Origin of the sequence: Conexibacter stalactiti (assembly GCF_033542075.1) — a bacterium.
GTDB lineage: Bacteria > Actinomycetota > Thermoleophilia > Solirubrobacterales > Solirubrobacteraceae > Conexibacter > Conexibacter stalactiti.
Map to the genome: position 1 here is coordinate 12,363 of NZ_JAWSTH010000079.1, position 17,604 is coordinate 29,966.

At 73.8% G+C, this 17,604-nt stretch carries 12 protein-coding genes; 2 read left to right on the forward strand and 10 right to left on the reverse strand.

Going from position 1 to position 17,604, the window contains the following annotated elements; genetic code table 11:
* Positions 1-62 precede the first annotated feature (62 nt).
* The 5 genes from R7226_RS22985 to R7226_RS23005 form a co-directional block, all read right to left on the reverse strand.
* Positions 63-1,631: an alkaline phosphatase PhoX gene (locus tag R7226_RS22985; RefSeq protein ID WP_318599692.1), complete on the reverse strand. Its 1,569-nt coding sequence runs from the start codon at positions 1,629-1,631 to the stop codon at positions 63-65.
* 43 nt (positions 1,632-1,674) lie between these two features.
* Positions 1,675-3,117 carry an MFS transporter gene (locus R7226_RS22990; RefSeq protein ID WP_318599693.1) on the reverse strand — a complete coding sequence of 481 codons (1,443 nt, stop codon included), beginning with the start codon at positions 3,115-3,117 and terminating at the stop codon, positions 1,675-1,677.
* Positions 3,118-3,226: 109 nt separating this feature from the next.
* Positions 3,227-4,489 carry a hypothetical protein gene (locus tag R7226_RS22995; RefSeq protein WP_318599694.1) on the reverse strand — a complete coding sequence of 421 codons (1,263 nt, stop codon included), beginning with the start codon at positions 4,487-4,489 and terminating at the stop codon, positions 3,227-3,229.
* 41 nt (positions 4,490-4,530) lie between these two features.
* On the reverse strand, positions 4,531-4,989 hold the full coding sequence (locus R7226_RS23000) for a hypothetical protein (protein ID WP_318599695.1): 459 nt from the start codon (positions 4,987-4,989) through the stop codon (positions 4,531-4,533).
* Positions 4,990-5,062: 73 nt separating this feature from the next.
* Complete coding sequence (locus R7226_RS23005; RefSeq protein WP_318599696.1) at positions 5,063-6,133, reverse strand: iron-siderophore ABC transporter substrate-binding protein; 1,071 nt, start codon at positions 6,131-6,133, stop codon at positions 5,063-5,065.
* A 53-nt stretch (positions 6,134-6,186) separates the two neighbouring features.
* On the opposite strand from R7226_RS23005, the gene R7226_RS23010 reads away from it, so the two are divergent.
* A complete protein-coding gene (locus R7226_RS23010; RefSeq protein ID WP_318599697.1) occupies positions 6,187-6,945 on the forward strand; it encodes a class I SAM-dependent methyltransferase in 759 nt (252 codons plus the stop codon).
* A 161-nt stretch (positions 6,946-7,106) separates the two neighbouring features.
* Here the strand turns inward: R7226_RS23010 and R7226_RS23015 are convergent, their stop codons facing one another.
* The 4 genes from R7226_RS23015 to R7226_RS23030 form a co-directional block, all read right to left on the reverse strand.
* The gene (locus R7226_RS23015) at positions 7,107-7,868 is read right to left on the reverse strand and encodes a GNAT family N-acetyltransferase (protein ID WP_318599698.1); all 762 of its coding nucleotides are present in this window, start codon (positions 7,866-7,868) and stop codon (positions 7,107-7,109) included.
* 194 nt (positions 7,869-8,062) lie between these two features.
* On the reverse strand, positions 8,063-10,921 hold the full coding sequence (locus R7226_RS23020; protein ID WP_318599699.1) for a hypothetical protein: 2,859 nt from the start codon (positions 10,919-10,921) through the stop codon (positions 8,063-8,065).
* An 8-nt stretch (positions 10,922-10,929) separates the two neighbouring features.
* Positions 10,930-13,827 (reverse strand): hypothetical protein, encoded by a 2,898-nt coding sequence (locus tag R7226_RS23025; RefSeq protein WP_318599700.1) that lies wholly within the window; start codon positions 13,825-13,827, stop codon positions 10,930-10,932.
* A gap of 152 nt (positions 13,828-13,979) precedes the next feature.
* The gene (locus tag R7226_RS23030) at positions 13,980-14,573 is read right to left on the reverse strand and encodes a helix-turn-helix domain-containing protein (RefSeq protein ID WP_318599701.1); all 594 of its coding nucleotides are present in this window, start codon (positions 14,571-14,573) and stop codon (positions 13,980-13,982) included.
* A gap of 48 nt (positions 14,574-14,621) precedes the next feature.
* On the opposite strand from R7226_RS23030, the gene R7226_RS23035 reads away from it, so the two are divergent.
* Positions 14,622-15,554 (forward strand): NAD(P)/FAD-dependent oxidoreductase, encoded by a 933-nt coding sequence (locus R7226_RS23035; protein WP_318599702.1) that lies wholly within the window; start codon positions 14,622-14,624, stop codon positions 15,552-15,554.
* On the opposite strand, the gene R7226_RS23040 is transcribed toward R7226_RS23035, so the two are convergent.
* Positions 15,544-17,481, reverse strand: a complete 1,938-nt coding sequence (locus R7226_RS23040) for a sensor histidine kinase (RefSeq protein ID WP_318599703.1) — start codon at positions 17,479-17,481, stop codon at positions 15,544-15,546. The two genes, R7226_RS23035 and R7226_RS23040, sit on opposite strands and share 11 nt — an antisense overlap.
* Positions 17,482-17,604 lie beyond the last annotated feature (123 nt).

Below are 17,604 nucleotides of genomic sequence, written 5' to 3' on the forward strand. Positions count from 1 at the left end.
CCGCTCGGTGACGATCGTGTGGCAGGCGCTTCACGCCTGTTGCGATCGCGTGAGCGAGGGTTTCAGGGCGCGGGAGATCCCGCAATCCGCACCGTCCGGCGCAGCGTGCGGGCGGCGGCGCCGGGGGAGCTGACGCGCACTTCGACGGTCGCCTGCAAGGGGGTTCTCCGTGCGCGCAGCATCCGCGCGACCGCGCGGCTCGACGGCCGCAGCCGCAGCAGCTCGGGACCGCGGCCGGCGCGGCGCTGCACCCGTGCGAGCACGACGGTGCGAGGACGACCGCCGCCGACGCGCGCGGTCAGCCGGGCGGTGACGGTCGCGGGGCGGTCGAGCGTCAGCCCGAGCGCGAGCCCGCGTCCGGTGAGCGCCGGCACCGCGATCCGCCGCGCGACGTCGAGCCCGAGCGGCGCGCCGCCGCTCGTCGCGACCGGCGCCGACGACGACGGGTCCGCCCGGAACGGCCCGCTGACCTCGTAGACGGCGCCGACGCCCCAGGCGCGCTGCGAGCCGAGGTACATGCGCGTGCCGCTGGGGTCGAAGCAGAGGCCGACGACCTCCGACTGCTCGCCGCGGCGGAAGTGCTGCTCGCCGGTCAGCTTGAGGAAGCGCGAGACGCGCCCCTGCGGCGTGATCAGGCAGACGTCCATCGCGTCGGGATCGTCGTCGTAGGAGTCCTCGGCGACGAACAGGTCGCCGGAGCGCGAGACGACGACGCTGTCGACCCCGCGCAGCGGCGTCCCGGGCGCGTCGTCGGCGCGGTAGAGCGTCGAGCGCGTCTGCGTGCGCGTGTCGTAGGCGTGAATCGTCTCGTCGGTCGTCGTCGCGACGTAGACGATGCCGGCGTCGAACCAGATCCCCTCCCCGCGCGCGAACGGGATCGAGCCGCGCACCTGCGTGCGCGTCGGGTTGCGCGCGCCGCCGCCGGGGTCCGGCACCGCGCGCCAGACGACCGCCCCCGGTCGCCCGCCGTCGCAGGCGATCTCCAGCAGCCCGACGGAGAGGTCGGGATAGTCGCGCGGCGTGAAGCGGTAGAGGCCGCCGCCGTCGAGGTCCTCGGTCATGTAGACCGTCTGCGCGCCGGGGTCGACGCAGGCCGCCTCGTGCTTGAAGATCCCCATCGCCGCGTGCGCGACCGGCAGCCGCACGCCGGTCGGGTCGCACTCCCACACCCTGCCGTCGTCGACCTCCTCGCAGGAGAGCCACGTCCCCCACGGCGTCGCCCCGCCGGCGCAGTTGGTGCTCGTCCCGCCGAGGATCCGGTAGGCGCCGGCGATCCGCCCATCGCGCGCGAAGCGGGTCGCCGAGACGCCTCCCCCGCCCTCGCCGATCTCGCTGTTGGTGACGAGGATCCAGCCGCCGTCGGGGGTCGCGTAGGTCGCCTGGCCGTCGGGGTACCAGGGGAAGCTGTAGCCGGCGAGCAGCCCGCTGCCGCGCGCGATCTCCCGCGAGCTGAAGCCGCGCGGCAGCCGCAGCCCGTTGCCGTCGGGCGCCAGCAGCGGCCCGTACGGTCCCGCGCCGGCCTGCGCCGGCGGCGCCGCCAGCGCATCGCGCCAGAAACCGGGGCCGAGCGCGGTCGAAGCGGCGGCGAGCAGACCGGACTGCAGCAGGCGACGACGGGAGAGCGCGGGCATCGGCACTCCCCTTGTACTCGATCGGCGCCGATCGAGCGCCGTTTCAGGGCGGCGTGACGCGCGCGGCGAGCGCGCCGGCCTCGGCGCCGGAGACCTCGTCGAGCGAGCGCCCGAGCGGCTCGATCCGCAGTGCGGCGGTGACGAGGAAGGCGAGGACGCAGCAGCCGGCGACGACCAGCAGCAGCGCGCTCGTGCCGATCTCGTCGAGCAGCAGCGGAAAGAGGAAGACGCCGAGCGCCGCGCCGAGCTTGGCGCAGGCGGCCGCGAAGCCGTGGCCGGCCGCGCGCAGCTCCGACGGGAAGATCTCGGCGGGCAGCGCGAAGGTGGTCGCGTTCGGCCCCATGTTCATGAACGTGTTGAAGAGCGCGAAGGCGATCAGCACGAGCGCGATGTGCTGCTCGCCGCCGCCGTCGAGTGACTCCGCGAGCGCGAGCAGCCCGAGCGCCGGCGCCATCACCGCGAAGCCGATCAGCTGCAATCGCACGCGCCCGAGCCGGTCGACGAGCACGATCGCGAGCAGGAAGCCGATCACGAGGAAGAGGTCGAGCGCGGCCGTCCCCTTCGTCGCCGCGATGTCATCGGAGAGGAAGGTCGCGTCCGGCCCGGCGAGCGCCATCGCGGCCAGCAGCGTCGGCGTGAAGATGCCGACGCCGTAGGTCGCCACGTCCATCAGGAACCACGGCACGGCGGTGAAGACGGTGCGGCGCAGGTAGCGGCGCGAGAACAGCCGCGGCTGCAGCAGCGCCTTCAGCCCCTCGGCCGGCTCCTGCTCGCGTGCGCGATCGGCGTCGGTGACCGCGACGGGGTGGCCGCAGAGCGCCTCGGCGACCTCGCGCGCCTCCTCGTCACGACCGTTCTGCGCCAGCCAGCGCGGGCTCTCGGGCACGCCGCGCCGCAGCCAGATGATCAGCAGGGCCGGCACGACGCCGAAGCCGAGCATCAGCCGCCACGACTCGACGTCGGGCAGCACCAGCAGCACGACGACACCGACGAGCGCGCCGAGCAGGATCCCCGCCGCCTGCAGGCTGAAGGCGCCGACGAGCCATCTGCCGCGCGTCTTCGACGGCAGGATCTCGGCGAGGTAGCTGGCCGCGATCGGGTAGTCGAGCCCGATCGCGATCCCGAGCACGAAGCGGAAGGCGATCAGCGACCAGACGTCCCACGCGACCACGCACAGCAGCGAGAAGACGACGAACAGCCACAGGTCGTACTTGAAGATGCGGCGGCGGCCGAGCTTGTCGCCGAGCGGGCCGAGCAGCCCGGCGCCGAAGACCGCGCCGACGATCGCGGCGGCGGAGACGAGCCCCTTCTCCGCCGCGCTGATGCCGAACTCCTCCGCGACGAGCGGATTGGCGACGCCGATGATGAAGAAGTCGAAGCCGTCGAGCAGGATCCCGAGGCCGGCGAGCAGCCAGAAGCGCACGTGCAGGCGGGACATCGGCGCCGCGTCGAGCGAGCTGCCGAGCGAGGGCAATGGAGTTGGCACGTCGTGAGACTCTGATCGACCGGGCGGTCGGCGGGAAGAGCCGTCACACGGACTTCACACCGGGTGCAGGCCGCCGCGGCGTGCGGCGAACATTGCCGCCGCGCGTGCTTCAGACGGCGTGCAGACCGCCGCCGGGGGCGGTTCCGCCGCCCGCGGCGCGCGCGCCGTCGGCGCGTATCGCTCCGGAGCGGACGGTCGCCGCCGCGGTTGCGACAGCGCCCCAGCCGGCCGGCAGCGGCTCGAGGCCGAGCCGCGCGCGCATGCGGTCGGCGCGCTGGCGCCGCGCGCCGAGCCGCGCCTCGTCGAAGACCGGCAGCAGCCCGGTCGCGTCGCGCGCCTCAGCCGCCAGGCACCAGGCGTTGTGGGCGACGGTCGCGCGGCGGCCGTGCGGCGGCTCGTGCGCGACGTGCTCGCCGCAGCGGCAGGGGTCGGTCGCGAACAGCCGTGTGCGGGCCTCCTCGAAGGCGACGCCGGGCGGCAGCTCCCCGAGGATCGCCGGATGGAAGACCGGCAACGCGAAGGCGGTGACCGAGCCGGCGCCGGTGTTGGCTTCGTCGTGCGGCGGGAACTGCGGAGGCGTGGCATGTACGTCCGTACACACAGCCGCGAGACCGCTCGCCAGCAGCGCCGTCTGCGCGGGGCCGGCGCCAGCCACCACGACCGGCCGTCCGCTCGCCTCCTGCAACCCGAGCGCGAGCGCGGTGACGGCGCCGAGCTGCTCCGCCGAGTCGTCGCCGTCGAAGACTGTCAGCCAGTAGCCGTCGACGGAGAGCGCGGCATAGCGTTCGATCAGGGCCGGGATGGGGTCGATCGCCGCCCGCACCGCCACTCCGGCGTACAGCTCGCGCGGCGGGTCGTCGGGGCGCTGCGGCGGCGGGCGCCAGCCCTGCCGCTCGCGCCAGGCGGCGATCGTCGCGCGCGCGAGCGCGAGATCCTGCTCGCGCCCCTCCCCCAGCTCGCGCTCGAACAGGTGCGCGGGCGTCGTCGCGAGCGTCGCGCCGGCCGCCAGCTGGGCGTCGAGATAGGTCTCGGCGTAGTCGGCCAGCGCCGCCGCTGACAGCGGTCCGCGCTCCAGCTCCAGCGGCGCCGGCTGCGCATACGGCAGCGTGCCGAACGCCTCGCCGCGCGCGGCCGGATCGAGCTGATTGCGCCACGCCTCGCCGCTGAGCACGATCCCGAGCCCGTCGCGCCGCACCTGCGTCAGCAGCGGCTGCTCAGTGGCTGCCTGCCGCAGCGGCAGCTCGATCGCGCCGACGACGTCGCGTTGGAGCCGCGCGAGGTCGAGCCCGGAGCCCGTCCCGCCCCGCAGCAGCAGCGAGCGCTGCTCGATCCGCGGATGCCGCGGAGCGCTGGGAGGCCCGTCATCGCTCATGGCCTCCGAAGGATCTCAGCGCCGTCGGACGCTGACGCGCGTCAGCGCCACAGCATGCGCAGCAGCTCGTCGCCGCCGCCCTGCAACGGGCCCAGCACCTCGCGCACCTCGGCGAGCGCCTTGCGCAGCTCCGGATCTCCCACCTCGACCGGCAGCAGCGAGTCCTGCAGGTCGGCGAGCGTGTCGTCGGCGCCGCCCAGCTCGTCGATCGCGTCCTCGACGAGGCTGCGGGCACCGTGCCAGGCGGCCGGCGCCGCCGCCGAAGCGAACTCGCGCCCCGGCAGCCCGGCGCGGCCGGCGAAGTCGCCGTGAGCGCGACGGGCGCGGCCGTAGGCGAGCTGCGCCGGGCGGAACAGCAGCCGCTCCAGCTCGTCGCCGCGCGACTCGTCCAACTCCTCGTAGGCGACCCCGAGCAGCGCCAGCGCGCGCCCGATCCCCTCGATCGCCTCGGCGACCGTGTCGAGCAGCTGCTGCCGCCCCTCTGCCGTGGTGTACGCCATCGGCAGAGGGTACGCCGCGCGGCGGCCGCTCGACCGCCGGGCCGCGGCAGCCCGGCGCGGCGGCCGCCTCGCCTCAGCCCTCGCCGCCGACGAGCTCCCGCGGCGCTCTGCCCTCGACCGCGAGCGCGAGCTGCTCGGGCAGCTTCTCGGCGACGTATCCGAGGCTCAGCGGGGTCATGAAGTACATCGCCCCGGACAGCGTCCCATCGGTGTAGACCGCGTGGTTGCCGGAGACCGCTCTGAGCGACTTGAAGGTCGGCACCTTCAGCAGTCTCGCGACGTCCTCGTCTCTCTCCGTCGCGAACAGCGCGACGTCGGCGTCGAGCACGTCGAGTCGCTCGGCCGAGACGCCGACCTGCTCGCCTGGTCTGGAGGCGAGTCTCGTCACGCGCGGGTCGATTCTGAAGCCGAGGTAGGTGAGGAACTCGGTGTTGAGGCCGTCGGGGTAGGAGTAGATCAGCCCGTCGTAGAAGCCGTTCTGGTTGAAGCTGATCGTCTTGCCGGCGAACTCCGGGTGCTGCTCAGCGGCGTCGGCGAACTGCTGTCTGACCTGCTCGACGAGCGCTCTGCCCTCATCGGCTCTGCCGAGCGCCTGCGCGATCAGCTCGACCTGCCCGTCCCACGGCGAGAAGTAGTCGCTGCCGCCCTCGGCGGCGGCGATCGTCGGCGCCAGCGCCGACAGCTTGTCGTAGTCGCCCTTTCTCATCCCCGAGTTCGTGCCGAGGATCAGATCGGGCTGCAGCGCGGCGATTCTCTCGAACTCGAAGCCGTCCGAGGACGACAGCAGCACCGGTCTCTCGTCGCCGAGCGCCTCCTTCGCCCACGGCCAGACGCCGCCCGGCTGATCGCCGTACCAGTCGGTGATCGCGACCGGTCTGAAGCCGAGCGCGAGGACGGTGTCGTGCTCGGTCAGGCCGACGCTGACGATCCGCTTGGGCTCGGCCGGCACCTCGGTGACGCCGAACTTGTGTCTGACGGAGACGGGGAAGGCGTCGGCGGCCGCGGTCGTCGCGCCGGTCGTCGCCGGCGCGGCGGCCGCGGAGGTCTCGGAGGAGTCGTCGTCGCTGCCGCAGGCGGCAAAGGCGAGCGCGAGCGCCAACGCCGCGGCGGCGCAGGCGAGGCGAAGCAAGCGGATGAGGGACATTAGGGCAACCTAACATTGTGCGGGGTCGCGATGCGCTGTGCCATCGTGTGCGCATGACCTCGGCGACCCCCGACTGGGATGCGCGGACCTACCACCGCGTCTCGGCGCCGCACCAGGAGTGGGCCGACGCGCTGCTCGACCGGCTCGACCTGCGCGGCGACGAGACCGTGCTCGACGCCGGCTGCGGCTCGGGCAGAGTGACGCTGAAGCTGCTCGAGCGGCTGCCGCGCGGTCGCGTGATCGCCGTCGACGGCGCCCCGTCGATGGTCGCCGCCGCGCGCGAGCTGCTCGGCGAGCGAGCGACGGTGCTCCAGTCCGACCTCGTCCAGCTGACGCTCGGCGCGCCGGTCGACGCGGCCTTCTCCAGCGCCGTCTTCCACTGGATCGCCGACCACGACGCGCTCTTCGCGCGGCTGCACGCGGCGCTGCTGCCGGGCGGGCGACTGGTCGCGCAATGCGGCGGCGCCGGCAACATCGCCGCGTTCCGCCGCGGCTCCGACCGCGTCGCGGCACGCGCGCCGTACGCCGCCCACTTCGACGGCTGGGACGGGCCCTGGCACTACGCGAGCGCCGAGCAGACGGCCGAGCGGCTGCGCCGAGCCGGCTTCGAGCACGTCAGAACGTGGCTGCAGCCGTGGGACGTGACGCCGCCGGAGCCAGAGCAGTTCCTGCGCACCGTCTGCCTGCACCCGCACGTCGAGCGGCTGCCGGCGGAGCTGCGCGACCGCTTCGTCGCGGACGTGCTCGCAGCGGCCGGCGGACCGCTCGTGCTCGACTACGTGCGCCTCAACATCGACGCGCGCCGGCCTTAGAACCTGTTTCGGAATGAGGCCGAGTCGGATGGGGCCGGATCGTGGATGCCGGGCGCCGCACGTGATCCGAAGGCGCAGCCCTGCTGCGTCGAGCGGTCACGGGTGGTGATCCGGCGCCGCGAGACGGTGCCAGCCGGCCGGCGGCATTTCGAAACCGGTTCTTAGCCCGGCAGCGCCATGTGCAGCATCTCGCCCGCGGGCGCGAAGCCGGCGCGCTGGTAGACGCGGCCGGCGCCGTCGTCGCCGGGCGTCAGGAACGGCAGCGTCGCGCCGCGCGCCACCGCCTCCAGCGCCAGCGCCGCGGTGACGGCCGCCGCGATCCCGCGCCGCCGCGCCGCCTCCGCGACGGCGATTCCGGCCAGCTCGGTCATGCCGTCGCGGATCACGAGCGCGCAGCCGCCACCGACGATCGCTCCGCCGGAGACCGCATACGCCACGACCCCCTCCCCCGCCCGCGCGCGCAGGCGCTGGACATCCTCGTCGGGGACCGGCTGCGGCGACAGGCCGAAGGCCGCGCCCTGCATCGCGATCAGCTCGCGCAGCCGCTCGTCCGGCGTCGCATCGTCCGCGATCACCACGGTCACGCCGTCGGGCGGGGCGACCGCGACCAGCTGCCGAGCGGGGCAGATCATCAGCGGGATTCTGTACGTCACCTCCAACCCGGCGGCGAGCAGCGCCCCCGAGACCGCCGGCGCGCAGGCCGGCAGGAACTCGAACGCCGCGCGCCGCCCGCGCGCGGCGAACAGCTCGACCAGCGCCGCGACCTCCGCCGCCGACGGCTCGGCGCCGGCGTCAGGGATCGCGTAGTTGGCGTACGGCTGGTCCGACTGCTCGTCGAGGTGGACGAGGAACGGCCCGCTGCGGACCACGGTGCGATGCTGCGCCGCCGCGCGGCGCAGGTACTGCTGCAGCTCTGAGAGCACTGGTGAGACCTCGAAGGAAGTTCGCTGTTGTCGGAAGCTGAGAACGGCAGGCGCGACCACCCGGGCCCGTCAACGAGACGGGCGCGGTGAGGCGGTCAGGCCTGCCGGCGTGCAGCCAGCGAGATGTCGGCGAGCTTCAACAGAGGCTTCGCGCGGCAGCCTACACCGCGCGCGCTCTCATCGACAGGTGGACGTCAGCGTGGAATGAACGGCAGATCGCAGCTCGATGCGGTGTCGTTGGCGTGAAAGAGCGTCCCGTAGACCTTTCTCGTGAAGAAGTCGTAGGTGCTCAGGCCGAGGCCGCTGGTGCCCGCTCTCACCGCGCCGAACAGGATCCCCGAGACGTCCCGCGGTGAGTCGCCCTCCCAGGTCGTGACGAAGACGGCCGGGCGGATCGGCGAGCCGTTGCCGTCGAAGCCCTCGGTCGCGACGGTCTGCATCCCGCGCGGCTGGTTGCGCCACGGGTGCTGCTGGGTGTAGTCCGGCAGGAAGTAGCAGGAGAGCCCGTTCGCGTCGCCCGGGCCGCGCGGCGGCGGCGTGCCGCGGATCAGCCGCGGGTAGGCCGCCATCGTCGTCGCCAGCGCCAGCTCGCGCTTGGCCGCCAGCCGCATCGCGGCGAGCTGGTCGAGGTCGCTGGAGGGCAGCCGCCAGTCGTCGTCGATGTGGCTGGTCGCGTCGATCAGCTTGCCGTAGTCGCTGACGAACAGCAGCGCCGTGTCGTTGAGCGCCCGCTCCGCCATCTCGTAGCGCTTCGCGAGCGTCGCGACGTACTGGTCGGTGCGCGTGCGGATCGAGTTGGCCAGTATCGGCTTCTCGTTCTCGTCCGAGAGGTAGGCGGCGACGGCGAAGACGCCGGAGACCCCGGAGGCGATGTTGCTCGCGGGCGGCGGGGCGATCGTGCCGACCTTGAGCACCTGCGAGATCAGCCCGAGCGTCCAGCCGGTCGTCGCGCTGTCCGGCGGCGGCGCGATCGTGTTCATCAGCTCGTTGCCGAGCGCGCTGATGTCGACGCCGGTGACGCCGCCGCTGCTGCGCGCGAACGGTCTCGTCAGCGCGTCGAAGTAGGTCTTGACGGTGTTGACCGCCGAGATCTCCTTCGCGAGCTGTCTCTTGACCGCGGCGAAGTCGTCTCTGTCGAACCCTCTCGCGTCGTCGGGGAAGGTCATCCCGGCGAGGTCGGTCGACTTCTGCCCCCACGCCGCCTGGTAGTCGTCCCAGTACGCCTTGCGCACGTCGCAGCTGGCGGCGCTCGCGGCGCAGAATCTGAGCGCCTTGCCGATGTGGGTATACGCCGCCTGCTGGCCGGCGCCGGTGAAGGCGGGGAAGCCGCGCGGCGCCTGGAAGGCCATGTCGATCAGGTTCGTCTTGAGGCCGCTGTTGGCGTCGGTCAGCACGACGTCGAAGTGCGACGTGCGCGAGCGCGCGAGGCTGCCGATCAGCTGGCCGGGCTCGCCCTTGACGCTGCTCGCCTCGGCCGTCGGCGACGCCGACAGGACGCGGCCGGCGAGCGCGTAGGAATGTCTGCCGTCGAGCGCGTTGACGAGGTAGCGGCTGCCGCCGAGCCGCTCGATCTGGTCGGCGAAGCCGTTCCAGCTGGCGCTGTGGGCGTTCGGTCTGCCGATGCTCTGGAGGAAGATGATCGGCCAGCGCGGGTTGTCGAGCGCGCCGCGCAGCGTGTCGGCGGCCGCCTGCGCCAGGCCCGCGTCCTTCGACGGGTCGCTGGCGTTGGTCGGAAGCACGACGCTCGTCGCCTGGAAGGTCCACGGATCGAGCGAGACGAGCTGGAAGCCGGCGGTGATGCCCGTTCCCAGCACGGCGTTGTGCTGGCGGTGGTCGACGACCATCGTGTTGGAGGTCGTCGCTCTCGGGTCGAGCTGGGTGTCGAAGGTCGGCCGCTCGGGCGAGACGAACTCGTAGCGCTTCGTGATCGCGCTGCGCTTGAGGTAGCCGCCGATGTTCGCCAGCGCGGGCTCGATCGTCCCCCACGGGCTGCGGAAGGTGCCGGTCTCGGCCGGCCCGCCGATGATGCCGACGTAGGCGAACGGCGAGCCGTTGAGGACCGCGTCGGCCTCGAACTGCATCATCTCGCGCGTGCGCGTCAGGTCGGCGAGCATTCTCAGGATCGTCTGACCGCCGGTGTCGCGGCCGAGACCGCGCTGGCCGGCGAAGACGGCGAGGTAGCGGTCGTCGTTCATGTATCTGTCGCGCAGGCTCTTGTAGACCGCGTTGACCGGGTTGAACTGACGCGCGACGTGCCCGGAGGTCATCACCGCACGCGTCTCGCGGTCGATCACCGCGTAGTTGATCTCCTCGAAGCTGTCGGTGTCAGGGATCAATCTGCCGTCGAGCACGATCCCGCGTCTGCCGCCGACGGTGCCATGGGTCGCGAACGGGATCCCGATCGGCGGATCGTCGGGGCGCACGTCGACGACGACGGTGTCGTGCGAGACGGCGCGACCGGCGAGCGAGCTGGTGAGGCGCAGCCGGTAGCTGCCGGCCGTGTGGGCGTGCAGCGTCGGGCGGGCGGCGGTGCGGCCGCTCAGGCGCGCCGTCGCGCCGCGCGGCCGCGTGACGATCCGCCAGCGCAGCGCGTGGCGTGCCCCGCCGTTCCCGGTGCGCGGTGCGGTCAGCCCCGGGCGGTTGCCGAGCCGCGTCCGCTGCGCGACGACGACGGCCGTGTCGGGGCCGGCGTCGGCGAGCAGCTGCGGCGCGCGCAGTCTCAGCGTGCGGGTGCGGACCTGCCGCGCTCTCCCCTCCCCCGCGACGAAGCGGATCGTGTTGCGCCCGGCGTGCAGCCCCTGGCGGGCGCTGAGGTGGACGATCCGCACCCGCGCGCGCCGCTCCACGACGGCGGTCGCGACGGTGCGGCCGTTGACGATCACGCGCAGCGCGGCGCCCGCGGGCACCTGCGCGCGCGCCGTCACCGGCGCGTCGGTGCCGCCGACCTGCCAGCGGTCGACGGTCAGCTGGGCGGGCGTGGCCGCGCCGGCGGCTGCGGGCGCGACGGCGGCGACGGCGGCGACCGCCGTCAGCGTGATCCCGGTCGGGAGCATTCCTCTCCTCATTGCTTGATCGGCAGGTCGCAGCGGCGCGCGCGGTCGTTGGCCGACCAGACGCGCCCGCCGAAGTTGGCCGGCGAGAAGAACGCCAGCTTGCTGAGACCGAGGCCGGGGGTGCGGTCGTCGGTCGCGTTGAACAGCAGCTTCGAGACGCTGTCGGACTTCGGGTAGGTCTCGAAGTTGCGCGTCGGCCACAGCGTCGTCCAGCGCGGGCCGTTGTTCTCGTACGCCTCCGACACTCTCACCTGCGTGTTGCCGTCGATCCGGTTCCACGGATGGGTGTAGAACCAGCGGCCGCCGTAGCCGTCGAAGAGCTGGCATTCGGTGCCGATCGCGGTGCCGGAGCCGACCGGCTTGGGCGTCGCGCGCAGCAGGTACGGGAAGGTCGTCGGCACCAGCGACTCGGCGAACCAGCGCCGCGCGGAGAGCTTCAGGCTCGCCGAGGCGCCGGACATCGTGTTCGGCAGTCTCCAGTCGTTGTCGAGCTTCCCGGCGGCCTTCTGCAGCTTGCCCCAGTCGCTGACGAACAGCAGCGCGACGCCGGTCGTCGTCTGCTGCGCGATCTCGTAGCGGTCGTACAGCTGGTGGCCGAGCTCGCCGGCCTTCGTCGTGATCTCGGTGCCGAGCACCGAGGTGCCGTTCTCCTGCGTCAGGTAGGAGACGAGCGAGAACATCGCCGACATCGCGCTGAGGCCGCCCGAGACGGAGCTCTCGACCGAGCCGCCGACGGCGGCGATCTCGCTGACGAGGCCGAGCGCCCACGAGGTCGTCGCGTCGCCGGTCGGCGCCGCGAACTCGCTGCGGAGGTTGTCGGCGAGGTCGTTGAGGTCGAGGATCGACTTGCCGGCGGTGCGGTCGAACGGCGACTGCAGCGTGTCGAAGTAGTGCTTGACGTTGGAGACCGCGGAGATCTCTCTCGCCAGCTGCGCCTTGACCGCCGTGAACTCGTCTCTCGTGAAGCCGCTGGCGTTGTCCGGGTAGCCGAGGTTGTTGAGGTCGGTCGACTTCTGGTTCCAGTTGGCCGGCTCGTAGTTCTCGTAGTAGCGGCGGCGCATCTCGCACGATCTGCTGCCGCTGGAGCAGAAGCCGAGCGAGATGCCGATGAACGTCTCGGCCGCCTTCTTGCCGGCGGTGTCGAAGGCCGGGAAGGCCTGCGGCGCCTGGTAGGCGGTCTCGACCAGCTCGGTGTTGAGGTCGCCGAACGGGTCCGAGGCGACCGGCGTCAGCCGCAGCGTGCGATCGGGCGTCGCGACGCCGGTCAGCTCGCCCGGGTCGTCGGTCGTCGTGCTGGCCTCAGCGCCCGGCGCCTGCGAGCCGGGACGGCCGACGAGCGCGTAGCTGTCCGTTCTGCCGTCGAGCGAGTTGAGCACGTAGCGATTGGCGCCGAGCCGCACCGCCTGGTCGACGAAGGCGTTCCAGTTGTTCGCCGCGCCGCTCGGTCTGCCGATGCTCTGCATGATCACCAGCGGCGCCGGGTCGCGGTCGAGCCACTGCTTGAGCCAGAGGGCGGCGACCGCGACCTGGTTGTTGGTGTCGGTGCCGTTGGTCGTGAGCGGGTTGTGATCGAGCACCGCGCCGCTGAACGGATCGATCACGAGCGTGTGGAAGCCGGCCGTCGCGGACGACGGCAACGTCGCGGAATAGTCTCTGCCGTTCCAGTGGATCGTGTTGCTGGTCGCGCCCGGTCTGCCGACTCTGGTGTCGAAGGTCGGGTGGTCGGTGGAGACGACGTCGTAGTGCTTGGGCGTCGTGCCGAGCACGGCCTGGTTGAGCTGCAGGTTGGCCTTCAGGTTGGCGGCGGCGACCGAGGCGCCTCTGCCGGGGAACTTGACCCATGCCGAGCCGTCGACGCCGCCGGGGATCCCGATGATCGAGAAGGGCGTTCCGGCGGTCGTGGCGTTGATCGCGGCGTCCGGCTGCGCCGGCGCGCCGAGCTCGCGCAGCAGCCCGCGCAGCTGGTCGCCCATGTCGCCGCTCACGCCTCTGGCGCCGGAGACGAGCATCAGGTAACGGTCGTTGCCGGCGTACTTGGCCGCCATCCCGCGCAGCTGGCTGAGGCCGGCGCCGTGCTTCGGCGTCGTGCCGGCCTCGACGACGGCGCGCGTGCGCCGCTCCAGCACGACGACGAAGATGCCGTTGCGGTCGAAGGTGTTGGCGATCGGCTGGCCGTCGATCCAGACGCCGGCCTCGGGGCGCTCCGAGAGCGTCTCGAAGGGCACGCCGATCGGCGGGTCGTCGGGGCGGACGGTGACGGTCAGCGTGTCGTGCGAGGCGTCGCTGCCGCGGCCGGCGGTCAGCCGCAGCGTGTAGGTGCCGGGCTCATCGGGGCGCAGCTCGGGCGTGGCGGTGGCGGGATCGGTCAGCTCCGCGTCGGAGCCGCGCGGTGCGTCGGCGATGCTCCACTGCAGCTTCATGCCACCGCGTCTGCTCCGCATGCCGCCCGGCCGCGTGCCGACCTCGAGGGTGCGGCCGGCGATCAGCGAGTGGTCGTGGCCGGCGTCGGCGATCGGGTCGTTGATCTTGACGACGCGGGTCTCAGCGTCGCGTCTGCCGTTCGGCAGCGTCGCGCGCAGTCTGATCCGGTTTCTGCCGATCCGCAGGCCGTTGTGCGCGGTCAGCAGCGCGCGGCGTCTGCCGACACCGGAGTGGTGGAAGGCGCTGTCGGCGCGGCGGCCGTTGACCCAGGCGCGCAGCGTCGCGTGGCGCGGGAGCGTCACCTGCACGGTGAGCGGAGCGGCGGTCGTGCCGACGCGCAGCGACTGGACGGTCAGCAGGCGCGAAGCGCGTCTGCCGGCGGCGTCGGCGGAGGCGGCCGGCGGCAGGACGCAGGCGGCGAGCAGGCCGGCGGCGAGCAGCGTGCCGCGGCGTGACGAGGGGTGCGAGAGCAAGGCGTGGTCCATGTGCGTGGTGGGTCTGAGCCGACTGACTGCTACCGAACGGCGTTCGGTAGCCCGGTCATCGGCAGCAGCAACCGTGGGGTTGAGTGATCTGGTCGATACTGAACACTGTACGGTTCAACCGCGCATAAGTTACGCGCCCCGCCCCGCTCGCCTCAGCCGTGCAGGTGCAGCCGCTCGCCTTGCGGGCCGAAGATGCAGAGCGCCTCGACCGGGCCGTCGACGGCGCCGAACCAGTGCGGCGTCCAGGTCGAGAACTCGACCGCCTCCCCCGCCTCGATCGTCAGGTCGGACTCGCCCAGCACCAGCCGCAGCCTGCCGTCGAGCACGTAGATCCACTCGTAGCCCTCGTGCACGCCGAGTCTCTCCGGCGGCTGGCGCCGTCTCGCGCTGACGAGCACCTTGAAGGCGTGCAGGCCGCCGGCCGGGCCCTGACGGGTCAGCGGCCACATCGTCATGCCGTCGAATCTGCGCGGCCGCTCGCGCACGCGCGGATCCTGCGTCGGCGCGGTCGTGAGCAGGTCGTCGGTGCTGACGCCGAGCGCGCCCGCCAGCGCCGGCACGTGGTCGAGCGCGAGGCGCCGTCTGCCGGCCTCCAGACGGCTGAGCGTCGAGACGTCGATGTTCGCGCGCTCGGCCACTTGCTGCAGCGTCAGTCCGCGCTCGCTGCGCAACTCGCGCAGCCGCCGGCGGACGCGCGCGTCGACCGGCTCCTCGTGGGGGTGATCGTGATCGTGCTTTGCCTCCATGGCAAAAGAGCTTGGCAGATCGCACCGCGCGCGGCGATCATCGATGCCATGACGAAGACCTGGGACTGCATCATCGTCGGCGGCGGCGCCGCCGGCCTCAGCGCCGCGCTCGTGCTCGGCCGCGCGCGCCGCCGCACGCTGCTGCTCGACGCCGGGGGCCAGAGCAACCGCCCCGCACACGGCATCGGCGGCCTGCTCGGCGCCGACGGCCGCCCGCCGGCCGACTACTACGCCGCCGGCCGCGCCGAGCTGGCCGCCTACCCCGCCGTCGAGCTGCGCGACGGCGAGGTCGTGCGCGGGGAGCGCATCGCGGCCGGCGACGGCCGCTTCACGCTCGAGCTGGCCGACGGCACGCGCGAGTCGGCGCGGCGCGTGCTGCTGGCGACCGGCATGGACTACCGCTACCCGCAGCTGGACGGGATCGCGGAACGCTGGGGCCGCTCGGTCTTCCACTGCCCGTTCTGCCATGGCTGGGAAGTGCGCGAGCGGCCGCTGGCCGTGCTCGACCGCGGCGCCGGCGCCGTCCACCGCGCGACGTTGCTGCGCGCCTGGAGCGACGACGTGACGGTGCTCGCGAACGGCCCGGCCGAGCTGAGCGACGAGGAGGCCGCGCTGCTGCGCGCCGCCGGCGTCACCGTCGACGAGCGCCCGGTCGCCGGCCTGGTCGGTCCTGGCGAGGAGCTGACCGCGGTCCGCTTCGCCGACGGCGCCGAGCGTCCCTGCGGCGGCCTGCTCGTGCCGGTCACGCTGCACCAGCGTTCGCCGCTGGCCGAGCAGCTCGGCGCCGCCACCCATGCGGCCAACCCGCTCACCGCCGACGCGGTCGAGGTCGACGCGCAGTACAACGCGACCGTGCCCGGCCTCCACTCGGCCGGCGATGCGGCCGGCGTGATGCCGTCGGTCGCCAACGCGGTCGCCGCCGGCAACTTCGCCGCCGCGATGCTCGTCGCAGGGCTGATGGCGGATCGCTTCAGCGGCTGAGGGGCGGCGGCAGCGGCAGGCGCGCCTCGACCTGCCAGCCGGCGCCCTCCGCGCGTGGACCTGCGACGACCGTCCCGCCCGTCGCCTCGATCCGCTCGCGCATCCCCGCCAGGCCGAAGCCGCCGCCGTGGTCGAGCGCGACCGGCCGGCTGCCGGCGCTCGCGCCGGCGTCGGTGACGACCACGCGCAGCGCCTCCGCGCCGTAGTCGAGCGAGACCTCGGTCGGCGCGCCGCCGGCGTGGCGCAGCGCGTTGGTGAGCGACTCCTGCACGAGCCGGTAGGCGGCGGCCTCGGCCTCCGGCGCCAGCGGGCGGCGCGCGCCGCTGACGGTCACCCGCACCGGCAGCCCCGCCGCCTGCGCGCGCCCCGCGAGCAGCTCGACCTGATCGAGGCCGGGGAGCGCGTCGGGCGATGCCGCCAGCAGCCGATCGAGCTCGTCGCGCGCGCTCGCGGCCGCGCCGGCGACGGCGGTGACCACCCCGTCGTCGGCTGGCTGTCCGTCGTGCAGGCGCAGCCGCGCGACGTGCGCTTGCAGCACGACGGCGGACAGCTCCCCCGCGAGCGTGTCGTGCACGTCGCGGGCGATCCCGACGCGGATCTCGAGCGCGGCGCGCTGCGCCTGCAGCGCGCGCGTCGCGACCGCCTGTCGCCCGACCTCGCGCTGCTGCGCGACGGCGCTCGCGCGCAGGCGCAGCTCGTGCCCGGCGCCCCAGCCGGCCGCCGCGAGGACGGCGAGCACGACGACGTCGAAGGGACCGGCCGGCGCGCCCGTCAAGCCGGCCGCGAGCGCGCCGGCGACGAGCAGCGCGAGCCCGCCCCAGGCGCGCGGGCCGCCGCTGCCGGCGCCGAGCGAGAAGGCGGCGATCGGCAGCGCCGCGAGCACGGCGACCGAGCCGTATGCCGCGAAGACCTCCCACTGCGCCGCGGCCAGCACGACGACGGCCGCCGCGACCGCCTCCGGCTGTCGCCGGCGCACGGTCAGGAGCAGCGCGACGACGACCGCGACGGCCAGCGCGACGACTCGCGAGGCGCGCAGGTCGCCGTGCAGCAGCGCGTCGGCCGTGCCCGCGGCGAGCACCGCGAGCGGCACCGCCAGCTCGCCGCGGCCGAGCCGGCCGCGGGGGCGCCGCAGCGGCCAGCCGGCGCCGTCGGTCCGCACATCACTTGTTGGCTCCGCCCCCACCGCCGGCTCCCCGCCGCGCACGACGCCGATCGCCTTCCGCACGCCCTCCAACGCCGCGCTGCCGCGCTCGACGAGCCGCTGCAGCTGCGGCTCCTCCAGCGTCGCGGAGTCGAGCTGCTCAGCCGCCGCGGCCAGCTCGTGCAGCTGCCCGGCGAGGCGCTGGTCGAGCTCGCCGAGCACGCGCAGCCGCTCGGCCTCGGCCGCCGCGGCGGCGTGCGCGGCGCGACCGGCCTCCAACTGCGTGGTCGCCGCCCGCAGCCGGGCGGCCGTCTCACCGTGACGACGCGCCAGCCACGACGCGACCACCGGCGCCGCGACGTAGACGAAGAGGCCGCCGAACAACGAGCGCGGCAGGGTCGCGGCCGGGTCGAGCAGCACCCCGGCGAGCAGCAGCGCCGCCGCGATCGCCGCGCCCAGCGCCGCCGCACGGCCGGACAGCCGCAGCTGCGCGAGGAACAGCGCGGCGATCGGCGCCGCGAGCGGGCCGACGAAGTCCGATGCGACCGGCTCGTGCGCGAGCACCAGCGCGAAGCCGGCGAAGACGGCGGCGATCGTCACCAGCGGCGCGCGCGAGCGCACCGCGAAGCCGGCCGCCATCAGCGCGCCGGCGAGCAGCAGCACGAGCGTCTCCCCCGGGTCCGCCGGCGCCAGCAGCGCCTCGGCGGTGGCATCGAGCAGCAGCGCCGTCGCCAGCAGCGCGTCGAGGCGCGGCGCGCGGCGGGTGGCGACGCTGGGCGAGGTCATGGCAGGGCCGGCCCGGCGCCACCGTGACGGCGGTGCCGGGCGCGGCGCGCAGCGTGACGCCTACGGCGCGTCGACGATGCGCAGGTACGGAAGCGGCGACTCCCAGCCGTCGGGGTAGCGCTC

Bases quoted from the DNA above. Each gene is read 5' to 3' on its own strand.
- R7226_RS22985 (WP_318599692.1), bottom strand. From the start codon at position 1,631: ATGCCCGCGCTCTCCCGTCGTCGCCTGCTGCAGTCCGGTCTGCTCGCC.
- R7226_RS23040 (WP_318599703.1), bottom strand. From the start codon at position 17,481: ATGACCTCGCCCAGCGTCGCCACCCGCCGCGCGCCGCGCCTCGACGCG.
- R7226_RS23025 (WP_318599700.1), bottom strand. From the start codon at position 13,827: ATGGACCACGCCTTGCTCTCGCACCCCTCGTCACGCCGCGGCACGCTG.
- R7226_RS22995 (WP_318599694.1), bottom strand. From the start codon at position 4,489: ATGAGCGATGACGGGCCTCCCAGCGCTCCGCGGCATCCGCGGATCGAG.
- R7226_RS23010 (WP_318599697.1), top strand. From the start codon at position 6,187: ATGACCTCGGCGACCCCCGACTGGGATGCGCGGACCTACCACCGCGTC.
- R7226_RS23005 (WP_318599696.1), bottom strand. From the start codon at position 6,133: ATGTCCCTCATCCGCTTGCTTCGCCTCGCCTGCGCCGCCGCGGCGTTG.
- R7226_RS23020 (WP_318599699.1), bottom strand. From the start codon at position 10,921: ATGCTCCCGACCGGGATCACGCTGACGGCGGTCGCCGCCGTCGCCGCC.
- R7226_RS23030 (WP_318599701.1), bottom strand. From the start codon at position 14,573: ATGGAGGCAAAGCACGATCACGATCACCCCCACGAGGAGCCGGTCGAC.
- R7226_RS23035 (WP_318599702.1), top strand. From the start codon at position 14,622: ATGACGAAGACCTGGGACTGCATCATCGTCGGCGGCGGCGCCGCCGGC.
- R7226_RS23000 (WP_318599695.1), bottom strand. From the start codon at position 4,989: ATGGCGTACACCACGGCAGAGGGGCGGCAGCAGCTGCTCGACACGGTC.